General features: G+C 62.0%; 20 protein-coding genes. 9 read left to right on the top strand and 11 right to left on the bottom strand.

Annotated elements, in window-relative coordinates:
- Positions 1-60 precede the first annotated feature (60 nt).
- A complete protein-coding gene (locus NKF25_RS08900; protein WP_253226326.1) occupies positions 61-711 on the top strand; it encodes a M99 family carboxypeptidase catalytic domain-containing protein in 651 nt (216 codons plus the stop codon).
- A gap of 21 nt (positions 712-732) precedes the next feature.
- Here NKF25_RS08900 and NKF25_RS08895 read toward each other — a convergent pair whose 3' ends face one another.
- The gene (locus tag NKF25_RS08895; protein WP_253226325.1) at positions 733-1,929 is read right to left on the bottom strand and encodes an SLC13 family permease; all 1,197 of its coding nucleotides are present in this window, start codon (positions 1,927-1,929) and stop codon (positions 733-735) included.
- Positions 1,930-2,040: 111 nt separating this feature from the next.
- The gene (locus NKF25_RS08890; protein WP_253226324.1) at positions 2,041-2,502 is read right to left on the bottom strand and encodes a MaoC/PaaZ C-terminal domain-containing protein; all 462 of its coding nucleotides are present in this window, start codon (positions 2,500-2,502) and stop codon (positions 2,041-2,043) included.
- A gap of 51 nt (positions 2,503-2,553) precedes the next feature.
- Between NKF25_RS08890 and NKF25_RS08885 the strand changes: the two genes are divergently transcribed.
- Both NKF25_RS08885 and NKF25_RS08880 read left to right on the top strand, forming a co-directional pair.
- Complete coding sequence (locus tag NKF25_RS08885; RefSeq protein ID WP_253226323.1) at positions 2,554-3,015, top strand: hotdog fold thioesterase; 462 nt, start codon at positions 2,554-2,556, stop codon at positions 3,013-3,015.
- Positions 3,016-3,262: 247 nt separating this feature from the next.
- Positions 3,263-4,177: a universal stress protein gene (locus tag NKF25_RS08880; protein ID WP_253226322.1), complete on the top strand. Its 915-nt coding sequence runs from the start codon at positions 3,263-3,265 to the stop codon at positions 4,175-4,177.
- Positions 4,178-4,325: 148 nt separating this feature from the next.
- Here the strand turns inward: NKF25_RS08880 and paaK are convergent, their stop codons facing one another.
- Positions 4,326-5,612: a phenylacetate--CoA ligase PaaK gene (paaK, locus tag NKF25_RS08875; protein ID WP_253226321.1), complete on the bottom strand. Its 1,287-nt coding sequence runs from the start codon at positions 5,610-5,612 to the stop codon at positions 4,326-4,328.
- Positions 5,613-5,718: 106 nt separating this feature from the next.
- Here paaK and NKF25_RS08870 point away from each other — a divergent pair, with 106 nt between their 5' ends.
- On the top strand, positions 5,719-6,141 hold the full coding sequence (locus NKF25_RS08870; protein ID WP_253226320.1) for a hypothetical protein: 423 nt from the start codon (positions 5,719-5,721) through the stop codon (positions 6,139-6,141).
- A 61-nt stretch (positions 6,142-6,202) separates the two neighbouring features.
- Here NKF25_RS08870 and NKF25_RS08865 read toward each other — a convergent pair whose 3' ends face one another.
- Positions 6,203-7,084, bottom strand: a complete 882-nt coding sequence (locus tag NKF25_RS08865) for an alpha/beta hydrolase (RefSeq protein WP_253226319.1) — start codon at positions 7,082-7,084, stop codon at positions 6,203-6,205.
- 39 nt (positions 7,085-7,123) lie between these two features.
- Here NKF25_RS08865 and NKF25_RS08860 point away from each other — a divergent pair, with 39 nt between their 5' ends.
- A complete protein-coding gene (locus NKF25_RS08860) occupies positions 7,124-7,507 on the top strand; it encodes a hypothetical protein (RefSeq protein ID WP_253226318.1) in 384 nt (127 codons plus the stop codon).
- A gap of 17 nt (positions 7,508-7,524) precedes the next feature.
- Here NKF25_RS08860 and NKF25_RS08855 read toward each other — a convergent pair whose 3' ends face one another.
- The 5 genes from NKF25_RS08855 to NKF25_RS08835 form a co-directional block, all read right to left on the bottom strand.
- Positions 7,525-7,956: an NUDIX domain-containing protein gene (locus NKF25_RS08855; RefSeq protein WP_253226317.1), complete on the bottom strand. Its 432-nt coding sequence runs from the start codon at positions 7,954-7,956 to the stop codon at positions 7,525-7,527.
- A gap of 181 nt (positions 7,957-8,137) precedes the next feature.
- Entirely contained in the window at positions 8,138-8,524 is a 387-nt protein-coding gene (locus NKF25_RS08850) for a nuclear transport factor 2 family protein (RefSeq protein WP_253226316.1), read from the bottom strand.
- Positions 8,525-8,643: 119 nt separating this feature from the next.
- A complete protein-coding gene (locus tag NKF25_RS08845) occupies positions 8,644-9,495 on the bottom strand; it encodes a UbiA family prenyltransferase (protein WP_253226315.1) in 852 nt (283 codons plus the stop codon).
- Between the two features lie 58 nt (positions 9,496-9,553).
- Complete coding sequence (locus NKF25_RS08840; RefSeq protein ID WP_253226314.1) at positions 9,554-10,675, bottom strand: pyridoxal phosphate-dependent aminotransferase; 1,122 nt, start codon at positions 10,673-10,675, stop codon at positions 9,554-9,556.
- 44 nt (positions 10,676-10,719) lie between these two features.
- Positions 10,720-10,869 (bottom strand): hypothetical protein, encoded by a 150-nt coding sequence (locus tag NKF25_RS08835; RefSeq protein ID WP_253226313.1) that lies wholly within the window; start codon positions 10,867-10,869, stop codon positions 10,720-10,722.
- Between the two features lie 110 nt (positions 10,870-10,979).
- On the opposite strand from NKF25_RS08835, the gene NKF25_RS08830 reads away from it, so the two are divergent.
- Both NKF25_RS08830 and NKF25_RS08825 read left to right on the top strand, forming a co-directional pair.
- Positions 10,980-11,162 carry a hypothetical protein gene (locus tag NKF25_RS08830; protein WP_253226312.1) on the top strand — a complete coding sequence of 61 codons (183 nt, stop codon included), beginning with the start codon at positions 10,980-10,982 and terminating at the stop codon, positions 11,160-11,162.
- Positions 11,163-11,213: 51 nt separating this feature from the next.
- Positions 11,214-11,822, top strand: coding sequence for an HD family hydrolase (locus tag NKF25_RS08825; protein WP_253226311.1), 609 nt, complete (start codon positions 11,214-11,216; stop codon positions 11,820-11,822).
- 300 nt (positions 11,823-12,122) lie between these two features.
- Here NKF25_RS08825 and NKF25_RS08820 read toward each other — a convergent pair whose 3' ends face one another.
- Positions 12,123-12,869, bottom strand: a complete 747-nt coding sequence (locus tag NKF25_RS08820) for a proteasome assembly chaperone family protein (RefSeq protein WP_253226310.1) — start codon at positions 12,867-12,869, stop codon at positions 12,123-12,125.
- A gap of 119 nt (positions 12,870-12,988) precedes the next feature.
- Here NKF25_RS08820 and NKF25_RS08815 point away from each other — a divergent pair, with 119 nt between their 5' ends.
- Together NKF25_RS08815 and NKF25_RS08810 are read left to right on the top strand one after the other, a co-directional pair.
- Positions 12,989-13,894, top strand: coding sequence for an RsmB/NOP family class I SAM-dependent RNA methyltransferase (locus NKF25_RS08815; protein WP_253226309.1), 906 nt, complete (start codon positions 12,989-12,991; stop codon positions 13,892-13,894).
- Positions 13,891-14,415 (top strand): hypothetical protein, encoded by a 525-nt coding sequence (locus NKF25_RS08810; protein WP_253226308.1) that lies wholly within the window; start codon positions 13,891-13,893, stop codon positions 14,413-14,415. Before NKF25_RS08815 ends, NKF25_RS08810 begins: the two co-directional genes overlap by 4 nt.
- Before the next feature lie 19 nt (positions 14,416-14,434).
- Here NKF25_RS08810 and NKF25_RS08805 read toward each other — a convergent pair whose 3' ends face one another.
- Positions 14,435-15,940, bottom strand: coding sequence for a DUF790 family protein (locus tag NKF25_RS08805; protein ID WP_253226307.1), 1,506 nt, complete (start codon positions 15,938-15,940; stop codon positions 14,435-14,437).
- Between the last annotated feature and the right edge of the window lie 41 nt (positions 15,941-15,981).

Genomic DNA, 15,981 nt, shown 5'->3' with positions numbered 1-15,981 from the left:
GCTCGTGAGGCGATTCGTACGACGTATACTATCCGCGAGGGGACGCCGGACGAAACCGATGTGTACATCACTGATACTCAAACAGAAGGACCGGTCGCCGTAGTCGTCGGTGGGATTCAAGGTAACGAACCCGCTGGCTATCAAGCGGCGGGCGGCATCAAAACGTGGTCGATCAACCGTGGAACGCTCGTTACGATTCCACGAGCGAACCCGGTCGCCATCGAACGTGGGACCTATTTCAACGACAACGGGAACTTAAACCGGAAGTTCCCACCAGGTGAAACACCGACGACGCCGCTCGCACGGGCGATTTGGGGCGTCATCGCGTCGTACGATCCCGACATCGTGATCAACCTCCACAGCTCACAGGGGATCTATCGCGAGGACGTTGGCCCCGATGGCGTCGGGCAAGCCATCTATCCGACGACCGCCCCGGGGGCGAGCGAGGACGCGGTCGAAACGGCGGAGTACATGAATCGCTATCATCTCGACGACTCGTTCCCTGACTACTACCGGTTCCAGCGCGGGAACACCATCGACGGGACGCGACCGTACCTCGTTCATAAGACCGATGCGGATCTCGGCGTGCCCGGATTCATCGTCGAGAGCACCCGATACGAAACTTCCCTCGCAACCCGCAGGAACTGGGAGCTCAACATCGTCCACCATCTGTTGGGTCGTCACGGTATCGACCGAACGTACGAAAGCTGATCGACTTCTTCGCCCGCCGTCTCATACTCCGGCGTGCAGCAGGAAGACCGCAATTGCGCTCGTGAGAATGGAAACCGGGAGTCCGACCGACAACAGTCGAACGATGGAGATGTCCACGCCGCGTCGGGCGGCCTGCTGGAGGACGATGAGCGTGGCCGCGCTGGCGATGGGCGTCGCGTTTCCGGCGAGGGTGCTGACCGCCGAAAGGACCAGCCACCCCGCGTCCCCCGACACGCCCGATGAGAGCAGGACGACGGCCGGGACGTTGCTGATGAGGTTCGAGAGGACGAACGTGAGTCCGGCGAATCGCCAACTATCACCGAACCCGCCGACGACGCTCATGAGTGAGGTTTGCTCCAGACTGCCGACGAGGATGAAGATGCCGACGAACAGGACGATGATGCTCCAGTCCATCCCGTGGAGCACGTCCTCGCCGGGAACCCGCCGAAACAACTGAAGCCACGAGATGTGGAGGATACCCAACGATGCCGCGATGATCCCTGGGTCAGCGTCGGGAAACAGGATGAGAAGCACGAACGTGGCGAGGAGGAAGGCGAGACTCGACAGTGCCCACTCCTCGTCGATATCCGGGACGGGAACCTCGGGAAGCGGAACTCCGGACGTCGTGATTGGAACGAGGACGAGCGCCGCGACGAGCAGGCAGACGAACGCGACGGGTGCGAGATGGGTGACGAACTCGACCGACGTCAGACCGCTCTTATTCAGGATGTAGGCGTTCTGTGGGTTGCCGAGCGGCGTCGCCACGCTTCCGATGTTCGCGCCGAGGACGACGGCGATGAGCGGCGGAATCGGGTCGACGTCGGCGTTCCGGACCACCTTCACGAGAATCGGCGTCAGCAGGAGCACTGTCGCGTCGTTGAGCGCGAACGTGCTGAGGACGGCCGCGAGCACGAGCGTCCCGACGGTTAACCGTCGGGCCGTGCCGGTGTAATCAACGAGGTACGATCCCGCCCACCCGTAGAAGCCGCTCAACGAGAGCGCTTCGACGTGCGCGAGCATGCCGAACAGCAGGAGCAGGGTGCTCGTGTCCACGCTCGCTAGTGCCTCGTCGGGGGAAATGGCCCCGATGGCGAGGACGACGACCGCACCCGTCGCGCTCGTCAACGACCGGCTGAGGGGGTAGACGCGGATCTGGTTGAAGAACAGCAGGCCGAACGTCACGAGGACGACGGCGATCACGAGCGCGTCGGAAGCCATGTCCGGTTGTTCACTCGGGGAAATAAAGGATGTTCGGACAGGTCGGGGGTCGAAACGCAACCACCGAGCGAAATTTACAGTGTGACTTTCGTCGATTCGCAGCGATCCGAGTCAGTCCCGCGTCTTGATGAGGAACTTCATGTCTCCCTCGAAGACGACGGTGTCCTCCTGGTTCGTCATCGTGGTGTCGATGGTGACAAGACCGGCGTCGTCGCGGCTCGACAGCTTCTTGGTTCCGGTGACTTCCATGTCGAGCGAGATGGTGTCGTCCATCTTGACCGGGGCGGGGATGTCCATGTAGTTCATGCCGAGGAACGCGAGAACCGTCCGCTCCAGAAAGCCACAGCGGTAGACGAACCCGGTGGCCAGCGAAAACGTCATCGGGCCGTGGGCGACGCGCTCGCCGAAGTACTCGTCCTCGGCGTACTCCTTGTTGGTGTGGAGTTCCGTCCAGTCGCCCGTGAACGCCGAGTGCTGGACGAAGTCGTACTCGGTGACGGTTCGGCCGACGCTCTCGAACGTTTGGCCCTCTTCGAAGTCCTCGAAGTGGTGCGGTTCGTAGCTGTAAGGCATGTCGAAATCCACTCGGCAAGAATATAAGTAATTATTGCACTGAATCGATGTATGGCGAACGTTCCGGACGACAGGCGCGAGAGAATCGCGAGCGACCCGTTCTGTGAAACCCTCGGAATCGAGCTCACGGTGTTGGAATCGGGCCACGCCCGAACCGAGCTCAGAATTCGAGACGAACTGCTCAACTTCCACGGGACGCCCCACGGCGGTCTGGTGTACTCGCTCGCGGACGCGGCGTTCGCCGCCGCGTCCAATTCCGACGGTGAGACTGCGCTCGCACTGGAGACGAACATCTCGTATCTCGCGGCGGCGGACGTCGGTGATACGCTCGTCGCAATCGCCGAGCGCGAGGACGAGACGCGGCGCACGGGGACGTACAGAGTCGATGTCTGTGTAGAGAAAGACGGATCGGACGGGAACGGGGAGGACACGGAAACGGTGGACGACGTCACGGCGGACGACGACGGTCTGGCGGAAGTCGCGATATTCCGTGGCCGAGTGTACAAACCCTGACCGTTTCCCGTACCGCAGCCCCCGCTAACCCGTCAATGGATCGTGCTTATTGGAAAATTCGTTTGAATTTTCACCACTCCGCTAAGAATACAATCGAGAGTACATTTTGTTCGAAAACCGTTGGATGTGACCCAATTCGAAACGTTCATCTGACGAAAATGAAGATTTAATCGCCGATCTATTCTTAAATTCATAACTCACGGAGATAATAGTGTGATTTATACGGTTTCAGCAAATCGCGTGTGATATGAACACGAGTCCCATGCCGTGGGCTCCATCGTTACTGTACGCGACGACCGGCGGGCGGCCATCGCGGCGGAACGTCGTCGTGTTGTCCGACGGAGCGGACGACGAACGGGCGATTTCGTTCGCGGCGGCGCTCGCCGACGCTCGCGGTGGGACGCTGGTCTTCGTCAACGTTGCCATCCGGTCGTCCGGAACCCCGCTCGGCCTCGAGGAAAAGGTGCTCGAAGAGCGGCGAAAGGTGGCCCAAAACAGGCTTCGAACGGTGGTGGATTCGTCGTCCGGAATACGGACTCGGGCGGCGGCTCGCGTCGGGCGGACGGTCTCGGCCATCGCACGGAACGTGTGTGTGGAGTTCTCGGCCGATGTCGTCGTCGTCGCCGAATCCGAATCCCTGTTGCCGACCTCCCTCGGCCGAAGCGTTTCGACACGCGTCGGTGGCAGTGTGGATTGTGACGTCGTCTCGGTCGGTGGGACACACACGTCGCGCGACGTGTCTTCGATCCTCGTTCCGGTCGCTGGGGGCCCACACTCCGGACGGGCCGTCGACACGGCGCGTTGTTTGGCCGAAAAGCACGGTGCGTGGGTCGAACTGCTCCACGTCGTTCCCGAATCAGGGGACGAACGACTCCTCGCGGACGCGGAGAGATACGTCACTGCGGCGAACGAACGGCTGGACGAGTTCGAAGGGGTGGACGAGTGGATTTTGGAGGCCGACGACGCTGCCGAGGCAATCATCGACCAATCCCAATACTACGACGTGACCGTTATCGGTGCACCGCAGAAACACCGACTTCGTGAGTTCGTCTTCGGTTCCACGACCGAGGACGTTCGCTCCTCGGCGCACAGCACCGTCATCAGCGTCGAACGACGGAACGGGCGCGAGTCGCTGTTGAGTAACTGGCTCCGGACCGAATAACTGATTCCGAATAACTGATTCCGAACCGGATCGATTGACCGACTTCGGACGAACGTCGCTGGATTCCGATTACAACGTCGCTTCGGTCTTCTCGCCCGCGGTTGCGCCGGCGAACCGTTGGAAGACATCGAACCGTGTCGTGGCCGCGTCAGCGGTGGTCGAACACGCGCTTCACTTTGCCGACCTCGGTTCGTTCGAGGGTGCCGGGTTCGACCACTTCGAGTTCGTCGGGCTTCACGTCGAGAATCTCGCGCAGGCAGGCATCGATCCGATCACGGAGTTCCGCGGGTGAGTCCTCGAAGTTTTCGTGGTATTCGACGGAAATCTTCATCCTGTCGAGTTGGCCGTCCCGCGTTAGATCGATGCGATAGTGTGGCGCGACGGCGTCCAGATCGATCATCACTTCCTCGATTTGGCTCGGGTAGACGTTCACGCCGCGAACGATGAGCAGGTCGTCGGCGCGGCCGGTGACGTTGCCCATGCGAACCATCGTCCGTCCGCACGCACACTCCTCGTAGTTCAGCGTCGTCATGTCGCCGGTTCGGTAGCGCAACACGGGGAGGGCTTCCTTCGTCAGACTGGTGATGACGAGTTCCCCTTCCTCTCCTTCGGGAAGCGATTCGCCCGTCTCCGGGTCGATGACTTCGGGATAGAAGTGGTCCTCCCAGATGTGCTGGCCATCCTGTGCTTCGGCACATTCGATGGAAACGCCCGGTCCGATGATTTCCGAAAGACCGTACACGTCCACGGCGGTCACGTCGAGCGCTTCCTCGATCTCCTCGCGCATCGGGTCCGTGAACGGTTCCGCGCCGATGATGACGGTTTCGAGCGCGAGGTCGTGTGGGTCGATGCCGCGGTCCTCCATCGCTTCGGCGAGGTAGAGACAGTACGACGGGGTACACGAGAGCACCTCGCTTTCCATGTCCAGTAACATGTCGATCTGTCGGGCGGTGTTGCCACCACCCACTGGAATGACACACGCGCCGAGTTCCTCGACGCCATCGTGGAACCCGAGGCCGCCCGTGAACAGACCGTAGCCGTAGGCGTTCTGAACGACGTGCTCCGGTTCGACGCCTGCCGCACGGAGCGACCGGGCCATCACCTCGCGCCAGATACCGAGGTCCGAGTCCGTGTAGCCGACGATTTTCGGCTTCCCGGTGGTCCCCGACGAGGCGTGAATACGGGCCAACTTCGCGCGCGGTACCGCGAACATCCCGTCCGGGTAGTTGTCGCGGAAGTCCTCCTTCGTCGTGAACGGGAGTTTCGAGACGTCCTCGACGCCCCCGATGTCGTCGGGCGAGATGTTCTCTTCGTCCAACGCGTCACGATAGTGAGGGACGTTTTCGTAGGCGTGTGCGACCGTCTCCGCCAGTCGTTCGTCCTGAATCGCACGCAGCTCCGCCCGAGATGACACCTCGGTGTCACTGTATGTCATGCTTGTTCATGATTGGAAGGGGCACGGGAAAACTGTTACTCGACCGGTGTCGAAACGTGCTACTTCGGATGAAAGTTTATTTTCTTTGCCGTTGCACCCCGACGGGATGGCAACAGTCTCGGAACTCTGGGGGCGGTCGGAGGGTCGCAATCGACACTGGTGGGTCTTCGTCGGGGGGTACGCGGGAATCGTCCTCGCGCTCCTCCTCGTCGTGACGCTTGGCAGCGGTTCGACACTGGCTGACACGCTCCTTCCCGTGGCGCTCTTCTACGCCCCACCGTTCGTCTCCGGCGCGAGCGCGTTCCGCGGCGGCGGCTACCTCGCCAGCCTCGCCGTCGGTCTCGCTCCCGGCGTCCTGTACGCCATCGTCGTCGGGGCGCATGTGCTCGTCGGTCAACCAACGACCGCCCAAGCACCGCTGTGGACACTGGCTGTCGGTTTCGGAATCATCGGTATCGTCGGATCGTTCCTCGGCTACGGCATCGGAACGGGCGTGTTGCGATTCGTTCGGGGACGAGAACTCCGGTGAGCACCTGAGCACCCACGTCATCGCAAGCGTGTGGGAAGGGGCCGGTTGCCACTCGAACCGATTACTCGGACAGAAATTCGATCAACGAGTCGTTCACCGCTTCAGGCCGGTCGTTTTGGACCCAGTGACTGGCGTCGGATAGGCGCTCGATTCGCAAGTCGGGAATCCAACGGTCCAGCCCTTCGGTCAACTCGTTGCCGAGCGCGAAGTCCTCCATGCCCCAAATCAGCAGGGTCGGTACCGACACGTCGAGGGAGTGGCTCGACCCGCCGACGAGGGACCGAAGTCCCGTCGGAACGGCGTCGCGGAACAGCGCGCGGTAGTAGTTGATGGACCCCGTCAACGCGCCGGGCTGAGAAGCGGCCTCGACGTAACGCTGGACGTCCGCCTCGCTGAACGCATCCGAGTTCACCGGGGTGTCCCGGAAGATTCCCTCGATGGAGCCGTAGTTTCGGGCGGAGAGATACGCCTCCGGAAGCCACGGCAACTGGAAGAAGAACATGTACCACGAACGTCGGAGCTGTGCGGGCGTCCGCAGGACTTCGCGGAACCGTCCCGGGTGCGGTGCGTTCAGGACGGCGAGTTTGGCGACGCGCTCGGGGTGGCGGATTCCGACCTCCCATGCGACGGCACCACCCCAGTCGTGGCCGACGACGTACGCCTCGTCCCTGCCGAAGTGATCCATGAGGCCGACCACGTCGCCGACCAACTCCTCAACTCGATACGATTCGACGTCGTGGGGTTTCTCCGAGACATTGTATCCCCGCATGTCGGGCGCGACGACGTGGTACCCTGCCTCGGCGAGGGCCGGAATCTGGTCGCGCCACGAGTACCAGAATTCGGGGAAGCCGTGCAGGAGGAGGACGAGTGGGCCATCACCCGCTTCGACGTAGTGGAGACGGACGCCGTTGACGATGGCCTCGTCGTGAGTCATGTCGGACATACGTCTACCGACGGCATTTTCGCCGATAAACGTTGACGTATGCTCGTGGCCGAACCGTTCGCCCTGCCGCTGTCCGAAGTTCGACCCAGTCAGTTGTACATAAACGGACTAAAACTATCTCTCGTGACACAGTGGCTCGACTTCGATGCGCCGGAGTACGACCCGCTTCCGGTGCGAAAAATCCACGGCGAGTGGACGCTCACGGACGGACACACCCGCGCGTTCGTCGCTCATCTCTCGGGTGCTGACGAACTTCGCGTCGTTCGGGACACGGACGAGATTCCGATGGCGATGTACGAACAGTGCGTCTCGTGGTGTGAGGATGAAGGCGTCACGGAGATCGGGGACCTTACTGGACGAGTCGTCACGAACGAGACCTTCGAAATGCAATGGATCGACCGCTGTCGGTCGCTCGAACCGTAGTCAAACGCGACCCGAACTCACTCCAGAATTCGCTCGATGTAGTCGTCCATGTCGCGGGCGAGCGAACACGTGCCGGGCTGAATCCAAAAGTAGCTGTAGACGACGCCGTTGTCCTCCCCGCTCCCGGTGACCTTGTGTCGCCACTCGTCGCGCGGTTCGTCGGCGACGAGGTGGAAGAAGTGCCGCCGGTAGGCTTTCGGCTTCTCGTGATGGTTCCACACGTCCGTGGAGAGCGGGCGGACGGAATCGAAGTCGGTCAAACCGCTCTCCTCTCGCACTTCGCGGACGACTGCCTCGTGGGGGGCTTCCCCGTCCTCAATTGTCCCTTTCGGGACCTGCACGCCAACGTCCTCGTTGGCGTGCTCGAAGACGAGCAGTTGGCGGGGCTGCGCGGCCTTACGCGTGATGTACGCGTAGGCTTTTTCTTCGGTTATTGGTCGATCGATCACGGATACGATTACAAAACGGGGGGCGGGGGCGTAAGCGTTATTTCAGTCAAATGTCTGTTTCGATGTCAGAGACGTGTAGAACCGGATAGAAGATAATTGCACGCTGGCGGAATGTGTTATCGCACCCATCGTACTCCGGTTGCTCGATGCACGGGTATCTCAAAAAAGACGCGCCCGCGGCCTACTGCCACAGCGCTGTGTCGGTATAATTCTCGAAGCGAGTGATATTGCCGTCCTGTAACTCATGGACGTGAGCGAACGGACTCTCGAATCGTTCTCCCGCGTTGGTCGTGGCGTGGAACGCCCCCAGCGCGACGACCGTGTCGCCAGCGTCTACGAACCGGTCGGGTTCGACATCAAATGCCTCGAAATCATCTCTGGCCGGTTCGAAGACGTTCGTTCGAATGGTATCAGGACCGTGGTAGACTCCGCTAAAATGGGACCCCTCCGGTTCGACCCATTCGATGTCGTCGGCCATCGTGGCCAGCACGGAGTCAAGATCTCCCTCATTGAAGCCGTCGTACACTTGCTGTACCGTTTCGACGTTGCTCTGTCGTGTCGATGTCATCGTTTCCCCCCGAATAACTGTATGACACGCAATCAAATATAGCTCTCTACGACCGTTCTGACCGGACGAGAATTGGCCGAACGAAAGGAATTCCTCTCGACTTGACGAGGTATCCCTGCTTACGAGAGCGGACGAAACCACACCGCCGTCAGCAACAGCGCGAGGAAGACGTACGACCCGCGGATGAGCAACATCGTGGCGAGTTCCGGGCCGCTCCGGTAGGCGACGACGGCTACGGCACCGAACGCCACCACTGCGAGAACGGAACTCGGCGGGAACACCCCCGACACCGAAAGTCCGAGGACACAGAGCAACGCGAACAGAATGAGTCCGTAGGCGGTCGTTCGAGCGCGGTTCTGCCCGAGGACGACGGCCACGGTTCGCTTCGAGATGGAGCGGTCGTACTCGTAATCCTGCGCGTCGTCGATGACCTTCACGCCCGAGAGCAGAACGAGGAAGACGAGCGCGAACGCGATGGCGACGGGCGAGAGCGTCCCCGTCTGGACGTAGTAACCGCCGAGGATCGACAGCGCGATACCGAGCGGATAACCGGTCGTCGTCGTGATGGGGTTCGTGTCGAGTTGCGGCGCGTGGAGATAGCCGATGAACCACGTCGGGAGCGTGATGAGCACCGCGCCGACGCCGACGGTCACCCAGAGTCCGCCGAGGCAAACCAGGAAGAGGGTCGCGGCGGCGACGAGCAGGAGCTTACAGCCGTTCGCCGTGAGCGGGTGGTCCTCGTCCTCGCCCCGGATGTAAAAATCGACGTAGCCGTCCTTGACGTGGGCCGTGTAGACGGCCGCGAAGATGGCGACCATGTGGAGTCCGCCGGTCGCGAGCGAAAATTCCCCGGCCAGCATGCTCCCGAACCACGAGGCTGCGACGGGCGGAAGCATGAACACGGGGTGGACTTGCGAAGCGACTGCGCGTGCGGCAGGAACCACGCCGGAACCGCGGCGTGAGATGGGCATCGCATCGACCGACAACGCCATCGCTGATAAAGTCTCAGGCCGAAAGAGGGCGGAAAATTCAGCGAACTGCGTCCGCCGCTTCACCCATGATTTCCAGTGCCGCCTCGATTTCCTCGACGCTCGTCGCGTAGGAGATGCGAGCGTAGCCCGCACCGTGCTCGCCGAACGCCTCGCCGGGGACGACGACGACGCCGCGTTCGAGGACTTCGTCCACGAAGCCGTCCGGAACTTTCGGCATGGCGTAGAATGCACCCTGCGGCGTCGGCGTTTCGAGTCCGATGTCGTTCAGCCCCGAAAGGAGAATATCGCGGCGTTCCTCGAACGAGGCGGCCATCTCCTCGACGGTGTCCTGCGGGCCGGTCAGCGCGCCGAGCGCGGCGAACTGCGCCGGAGCGCTCGCGCAGGCTTGAACGTACTGGTGAACGCGGAGCATGCGCTCGATCCTGCGCTCGCTTCCCGCAACCCAACCGAGTCGCCATCCGGTCATCGAGTACGTCTTCGAGCAGGCGTTGACGACGACGACGTTGTCCGTCTCCGCGAACTGCATCGGCGAGTAGTGTTCGCCCTCGAAGACGATGTGTTCGTACACCTCGTCGGAGATGCAGAGGACGTCGTGTTCGTCCGCAATGCGGGCGAACTCGCGCATGTCCTCCTCGCTCGACACTGCACCGGTCGGGTTGCCGGGGCTGTTGACGACGAACGCGGCGGTGTCGTCCGTGATGTGTTCCTCGATAACCGCGGGGTCGATGGTCAAATCCTCGCGCACGGGAACGGGTTTCGGCGTTCCGCCTGCGAGGTGGGTCAGCGCATCGTACGCGACGAACCCGGGGTCGGGGAAGATGACTTCCTCGCCCGCGTTGACGTGCGCTTCGAGGGCGATGTGGAGCGCTTCGCTGCCACCCGCCGTGGCGATGATGTTCCCCGGCGGCACGTCGATGTCGTTGTCGCGTTCGTGCTTCGCGCTGATGGCTTCCCGAAGCTGGGGAATCCCTTTGTTCGACGTGTAGGCGTCCGTCGCGCCCGATTCGATGGCCTCCAGCGCGGCCTCCCGGGCGTGCTCCGGCGTCGGGAAGTCCGGTTGTCCGAGTCCGAGATTGATGGCGTCCTCACCTGCGGCCTCGAACACTTTCCGAATGCCACTTATCGATACGTGTTCGACCCTGTCCGAAAAGCCGGTCATACACCGAAAGCGACGAAACGGAACCCGATAATTCTTCGCTTCGATTACTCGACCTGTGCGCGAAGCGCTTCGAGATGGTCGTCGATGACCGAGAGGGCCGCGTCGGCGTCCATGTAGCCGTTGTCGTACTCGCTGTACACCTTGTCCACGTCGCGGAAGAACTGGTCCAAATCCACGTCCTCAGTATCGCTCATGAGTGGGGGAAAGCGGTTGGGATGGAAAAAGGCGATGGCTTCGGAGAAGTATGATGATCCTTCCTGTAAAACTAGTTGCTAACCCAACAACCCCCACCCCCACGACCACCATGCCAGATACCTTTCCCACCGTTCGAGTCGGCGAGACGGAACTGAAGGCCGGACGAACGCCAGCACCTGACGACGAGTTCGAGTTTCAACTGGACGACTCGCTCGCCGACGATTACTTCGTTGACGAAACGAACCCGGCGATTATGATACAGTGGAAGTTCGAACTCGTGGTCGAAGCGTAACTGCACGATTAACCGACATTCTAAATAGTCGTCTCGTCCGTTCTCGGGACGATGAGCGACGAACTACACTCCTTGCTGGAATGGTTCGATTTGAAGGACGAACTCCGCACCGGGTGGGTTCTGCGGAACATCGAGGCTCCTGAGTCGGTCGCGGCACACACGTGGGGGACGGCATCGCTGTGTCTCCTCTACGCCGGACGGGCCGACGTCGACCGCGAACGAGCGGTTACGATGGCCCTCATCCACGACCTCGGGGAAGCGCGAACAGGGGATATCGCCACCCGCGCGGAAGACGGACGAGAGATCATCTCGGCGGCGGAGAAGGAAGCCGCCGAACGGAGCGCGGTAACCGACCTCGTCAGTCCCTTCGAGGACGGCGAGTTGGTGTCGTTGTGGGAGGAGTACGAGGCGCGGGAGACGCGGACCGCACGGTTCGTCAAGGACATGGACTTGGTCGATAACTGCCTTCAGGCGCTCAAGTACGAGTCCCAGAACCGGTACGACGAAGCCAAATCGAACGACCACTTCGACGAGTTCGAGAACTTGGACGAGTTCTTCGCCACCGCCGCTCCGCGTTTTCAAACGCAGTTGGGGGAGGAACTGTTCGAACGGATCAAGACGGAGTACGAGAACGAAATCGGACGCGAGTGTCAACTTTGAACGGTTACTATCACCGACATCTGACCGGATTCGATGGCGCCAATCGACGGGGGCGTCGAAAACGTGCATTTTCACAACCGCCAGAAATCAGCAACCGACACAGTCACGGGGACCAGCAACACTCCCGGAAAATCTCCGATTTTCCGGGCCGACGACTGAACGGAGTTCAGATACCTCGCTCCGCGAGGTATCTGAAACGAAGTGAGGGAGGAGCGCTTTTGATGAACGTTTTACAGGGAAGCCGTCAGCGGTCGCGCGCTACGGCACGCGACCGCTGACTTCTGACCGTCGTAAAACGTTCTATTGGAACATTCTGAGCGGTTGGGCCTGCGAACTCTCCGCCTCTTCGGTCTGCTGCATGCGCTGTGCGAACTGCTCTTTCTGCTCGCGAATCTCCTCGGCGCTCTCGACCAGTTCTTCGGTGTTCACTTCGGTACCGGCGATGGGGTCGACGCCCTTTTCGAGGAGGACGCGGGCCGCTTCGGGGTCGGGGAACTGCGGGTCGGATTCGACGATCAGGCCGATTGCGTCGACGCCGCGTCGGCTGGCGCGGTGGAGGAGCGCGCCGGTCGGGCCGCTAATGGCTCCCATCTCGGTCGGGAACCCGATGTCGTACTCTTCGAGCAGTTGGGCCATGTCGCCGGTCGCGGTCCCGTACAGTTCGGGCACTTTTCCGGGTTGTTTCTGCTGGGGCAGGCCGCTCAGGTAGAGCGGCGTCACGTCGTTCGATTCCATCCAACCCGTGACACAGTCCGCGAACTCCGGGGCGGCGTCCGCCGAGATGGGAACGTCGCTTCGCAGCGCGAGCAAGTCGCGTTCCTCGTCGGCGTAGATGCGAACCGGCGGGAGGAGGTCTGATTTTCCGTCCTCGTAGATTGCGATTTGGGGGATTCCATCGCAGTCCACCGCGGCGTAGTAGGTCATATCGAACTGTTCGATGAGATGGTCCGTGGCGATTTTGCCGACCAGTCCGAGTCCGGGGAGCCCTTCGACCAACGTCGGTTCGTCGAGTTCGATATCGTCCGCGACGACGGCGATATTCGTCATACCCGTAAATTCGGACCGACTCATCTTAATAACGAGGGCGAGGGAAAACGGTGAGACGGGCGGGTCGGCCACCGACGACTTCGAAACCCACAAACACCTCTCGCCCGCATAGCCGAGCAATGGACGCACTGGAGCGCTACGAACCCATACTCGACGATTTCGAGGCGTTTCTCGCGGCGTGTGAGCGCCCGCTGCCCTCTGTCGTCAGGGTCAACCGCATCAAAGCGACCCGCGAGCAGGTAACGCGGGCGTTCGACGAGGGCGGCGTCGAGTGGTCGCCGCGCGATTGGAACGAGAACGTACTGGAAATCGAGGGCAAACCCGGCAACACGTGGCCCTCGTTTCACGGCTGGACGCACGGACAGGAGGAGGTCTCCTCGATTCCGGCGTTCGTCCTCGACCCCGAACCGGGCGAGCGGGTGTTGGATGCCTGTGCCGCGCCGGGGAGCAAGACGACCCAACTCGCCGCGCTGATGGACGACGAAGGGTTGGTCGTGGCAAACGACAGCAACCTCGGCCGACTGTCGGCGCTCCGGTTCAACACCGAACGACTCGGCGTCACCTGCGCGGCCGTGACGAATCAGGACGCCAGGAACTTCTCGCTCAAACCGTTCGGCATCGAGACCTTCGATGCGTCGCTCGTGGACGTTCCGTGTTCCTGCGAGGGGACGATTCGAAAGAACCCGACCGCGCTGGACGACTGGGGACTCGACCACATCGAAGGCGTTGCTGGCGTGCAGAAGGGAATTCTCCGCCGGGCGATACAGGCCACGCGCGAGGGGGGCAAAGTGGTGTACTCCACCTGCACGTTCGCTCCGGAGGAGAACGAGGCCGTCCTCGATTACGTCCTCTCCCGCGAGGACTGCCGACTGGTCGAGTACGACATCGGCCTGCGATCCGAACCGGGACTCACGGAGTGGAAGGATGACGAGTTCGACGACAGCATTCGGAAGGCGAAACGGTTCTACCCGCACCACAACGACACGGGCGGGTTCTTCTGTGCGAAGTTGGAGGTGGGCCGATGAGCGATAGGGATGAGGAACTCGCGTCGAACGACGGCCAGCGATTCGACCGCCTGCCGGAGACGGAAGACGGCCGCGAGGTGTCGGGGCGCGTGAGCAGGGCCGAAGTCCTCGACTGGTGGGAAGAACGGTTCGGCATCCCGCCGGAGACGTTCGAGCACGCTTCCTTCTGGGAGAAGGGGAAAGGAAAGATCTGGATACTCGACGGCGATTTGGAATCGCCCGTTCACATCGAAGCGCTCGGGATGACGTTCCTCCGCACGCGACAGCGCCACTGGAAGCCGACGACGAACGCGGCCCAGCGGTTCGGTCGGCACGCGACGAAAAACGTCATCGAACTCGACGCCGAGCGAGCGAGTCGGTTCGCCCGTGGCGAGGATCAGGAAGTCGATTGGGACGGCGATTGGGGCTATCTCATCGCCGCGCACGAAATCGCGGGAAAAATCGAACCGCTCGGCGTCGGCCTGTTCCTTCACGGCGAACTCCAGTCGCTCGTGCCGCAGGGGCGACAGCGGGACCTCTGAGGGTTTCACACCACCTATCTTACTCGTGGCGTCGCACGACGCCGCCGCCCAGTCCCTCCCACTCGACGACGTAGCCGAGTTCCGAGAGGAGCGCGCTGTCGTCCTCGATACCCCGCTCGGAGAACGTCGATTTCGCGTCCGAGTAGGCCATGCCGTCCTCGATTTCGTCCCCGATATCCGTGAGGATGGCGGGTCGAATCAGTGTTCTGCCGACCTGTCGATGCCGGGGGAACGACTTGCCTTCCAGCGCGTCTTCGCTGACGCCGTGTTCCTCGGCGAGGTCTGCGATGGAAACCACGTCCGCGTCCGGCACGAGTTCGTCGGGGAGCGCATCGACGCTCGCGGCGACGAGTTCGTCCTCGTACCGCCGGAGGGCGTCACGGACGTCCTTCAGTCGAATCGACCCCGAGTACGGAATCGCGCGGTGGTCCCGGGCGGAAATCTCCTCGCCGACGCCGAGCGTTTCGTCCACTGCGACGAGCAGTTGGACGTCATCCACGGCGTCCAACTGAGAGAGCTTCTTTTCGACGTATTCGGGGGTCCAGAACCCCATGATCTCGAAGAACACGCGGAAGTCGGCGTGCCGATAGTCGAAGGCGAAGTCGGGAATCATCACTCGGGCACCCGCCGCGAGCGGTTCCGGTTCGCGGACGAGGTCCCAGTCCAGTTCGAGCGCTTCGAATCGGGTCGCGAACTCCCGCTCGACGTCGCTGTCGAACGTCACGTCGGCGATGGGTTCCGTTCCGGGTGGGCGTACGGGGTCCGCATCGGAGAGCACGAGTTCGCGCTCGGTTCCGTAGTCGTCGATGGTCGCCACGAGTCGCCACGAATCGGCCTTGACGACGGTTCGAAGCAGGCGGGCGAACCGCGTTCCGTATCGCCGCGTCGAACGGAAGAGCGCGTCCGGGCCGGTGACGACGACCTCCCGTCCGGCGTCCGTCTTGTGGATTTCGTACATCAACCGGAGTCGTTTGACGGCCGAGACGAGCGCTCGCGGGTCCGAGGTTCGAACCCGGAGTTCCGTCGCGTCGAACAGCGCGGTTTGGGCGAGCGAGAGGTTGTACTGGGCAACGAGTTCGTCGGGGTCCCATCGCGAATCGAACGCGACGAGCGGTTGACGCTCTTCGAGGTCGGCGTACAGCGATGTGGCGACGTCGTCCGAAGTCGCGTCGAGGCGCTCCGCGGCGCGGTCGAGCGCCGTCTTTCGCTCCTCTTCGGTGGCGACACCGACCGTCTCCGCGGTTTCGAACGCGACGGTTCGAGCGCGTTCGGGTCGGATGGGGGCACGAGGTTCGAACGTCGCTTCGCGTTCGAGGAGTTTGGCGAACCCGCGAACGAGTTTGAAATCCGATGCGTCAGCTTCGAGGTCGGACAGTGCGGACTGGAGCCGAGCGTGCGGTTCGCCGACGTGGCCCTGATACGTGCCGAGCACGCGTGCTGCGAGCGGTCGGTGTTCTCGGTCGGCGAACTGCGGATGGTAGCCTCCCCCGGCGCGGGAAACCCGGAGCAGGTCTTTCGTAAGCACGGCGTGGGGTACGTAGTTCGAATACAAAAGCAGTCGGAATG

It is taken from the genome of Haladaptatus sp. AB643, from assembly GCF_024136975.1.
GTDB lineage: Archaea > Halobacteriota > Halobacteria > Halobacteriales > Haladaptataceae > Haladaptatus.
Note: the sequence above shows the minus strand (reverse complement) of the source record. Positions and strands in the feature narration are given on the sequence as shown.

What these genes read in the sequence shown, in the direction of transcription:
- NKF25_RS08895 (WP_253226325.1), bottom strand. Translation starts at nt 1,929, where the DNA reads ATGGCTTCCGACGCGCTCGTGATCGCCGTCGTCCTCGTGACGTTCGGC.
- NKF25_RS08890 (WP_253226324.1), bottom strand. Translation starts at nt 2,502, where the DNA reads ATGCCTTACAGCTACGAACCGCACCACTTCGAGGACTTCGAAGAGGGC.
- NKF25_RS08885 (WP_253226323.1), top strand. Translation starts at nt 2,554, where the DNA reads ATGGCGAACGTTCCGGACGACAGGCGCGAGAGAATCGCGAGCGACCCG.
- NKF25_RS08880 (WP_253226322.1), top strand. Translation starts at nt 3,263, where the DNA reads ATGAACACGAGTCCCATGCCGTGGGCTCCATCGTTACTGTACGCGACG.
- paaK (WP_253226321.1), bottom strand. Translation starts at nt 5,612, where the DNA reads ATGACATACAGTGACACCGAGGTGTCATCTCGGGCGGAGCTGCGTGCG.
- NKF25_RS08870 (WP_253226320.1), top strand. Translation starts at nt 5,719, where the DNA reads ATGGCAACAGTCTCGGAACTCTGGGGGCGGTCGGAGGGTCGCAATCGA.
- NKF25_RS08865 (WP_253226319.1), bottom strand. Translation starts at nt 7,084, where the DNA reads ATGTCCGACATGACTCACGACGAGGCCATCGTCAACGGCGTCCGTCTC.
- NKF25_RS08860 (WP_253226318.1), top strand. Translation starts at nt 7,124, where the DNA reads ATGCTCGTGGCCGAACCGTTCGCCCTGCCGCTGTCCGAAGTTCGACCC.
- NKF25_RS08850 (WP_253226316.1), bottom strand. Translation starts at nt 8,524, where the DNA reads ATGACATCGACACGACAGAGCAACGTCGAAACGGTACAGCAAGTGTAC.
- NKF25_RS08845 (WP_253226315.1), bottom strand. Translation starts at nt 9,495, where the DNA reads ATGCCCATCTCACGCCGCGGTTCCGGCGTGGTTCCTGCCGCACGCGCA.
- NKF25_RS08840 (WP_253226314.1), bottom strand. Translation starts at nt 10,675, where the DNA reads ATGACCGGCTTTTCGGACAGGGTCGAACACGTATCGATAAGTGGCATT.
- NKF25_RS08835 (WP_253226313.1), bottom strand. Translation starts at nt 10,869, where the DNA reads ATGAGCGATACTGAGGACGTGGATTTGGACCAGTTCTTCCGCGACGTG.
- NKF25_RS08830 (WP_253226312.1), top strand. Translation starts at nt 10,980, where the DNA reads ATGCCAGATACCTTTCCCACCGTTCGAGTCGGCGAGACGGAACTGAAG.
- NKF25_RS08825 (WP_253226311.1), top strand. Translation starts at nt 11,214, where the DNA reads ATGAGCGACGAACTACACTCCTTGCTGGAATGGTTCGATTTGAAGGAC.
- NKF25_RS08820 (WP_253226310.1), bottom strand. Translation starts at nt 12,869, where the DNA reads ATGACGAATATCGCCGTCGTCGCGGACGATATCGAACTCGACGAACCG.
- NKF25_RS08815 (WP_253226309.1), top strand. Translation starts at nt 12,989, where the DNA reads ATGGACGCACTGGAGCGCTACGAACCCATACTCGACGATTTCGAGGCG.
- NKF25_RS08810 (WP_253226308.1), top strand. Translation starts at nt 13,891, where the DNA reads ATGAGCGATAGGGATGAGGAACTCGCGTCGAACGACGGCCAGCGATTC.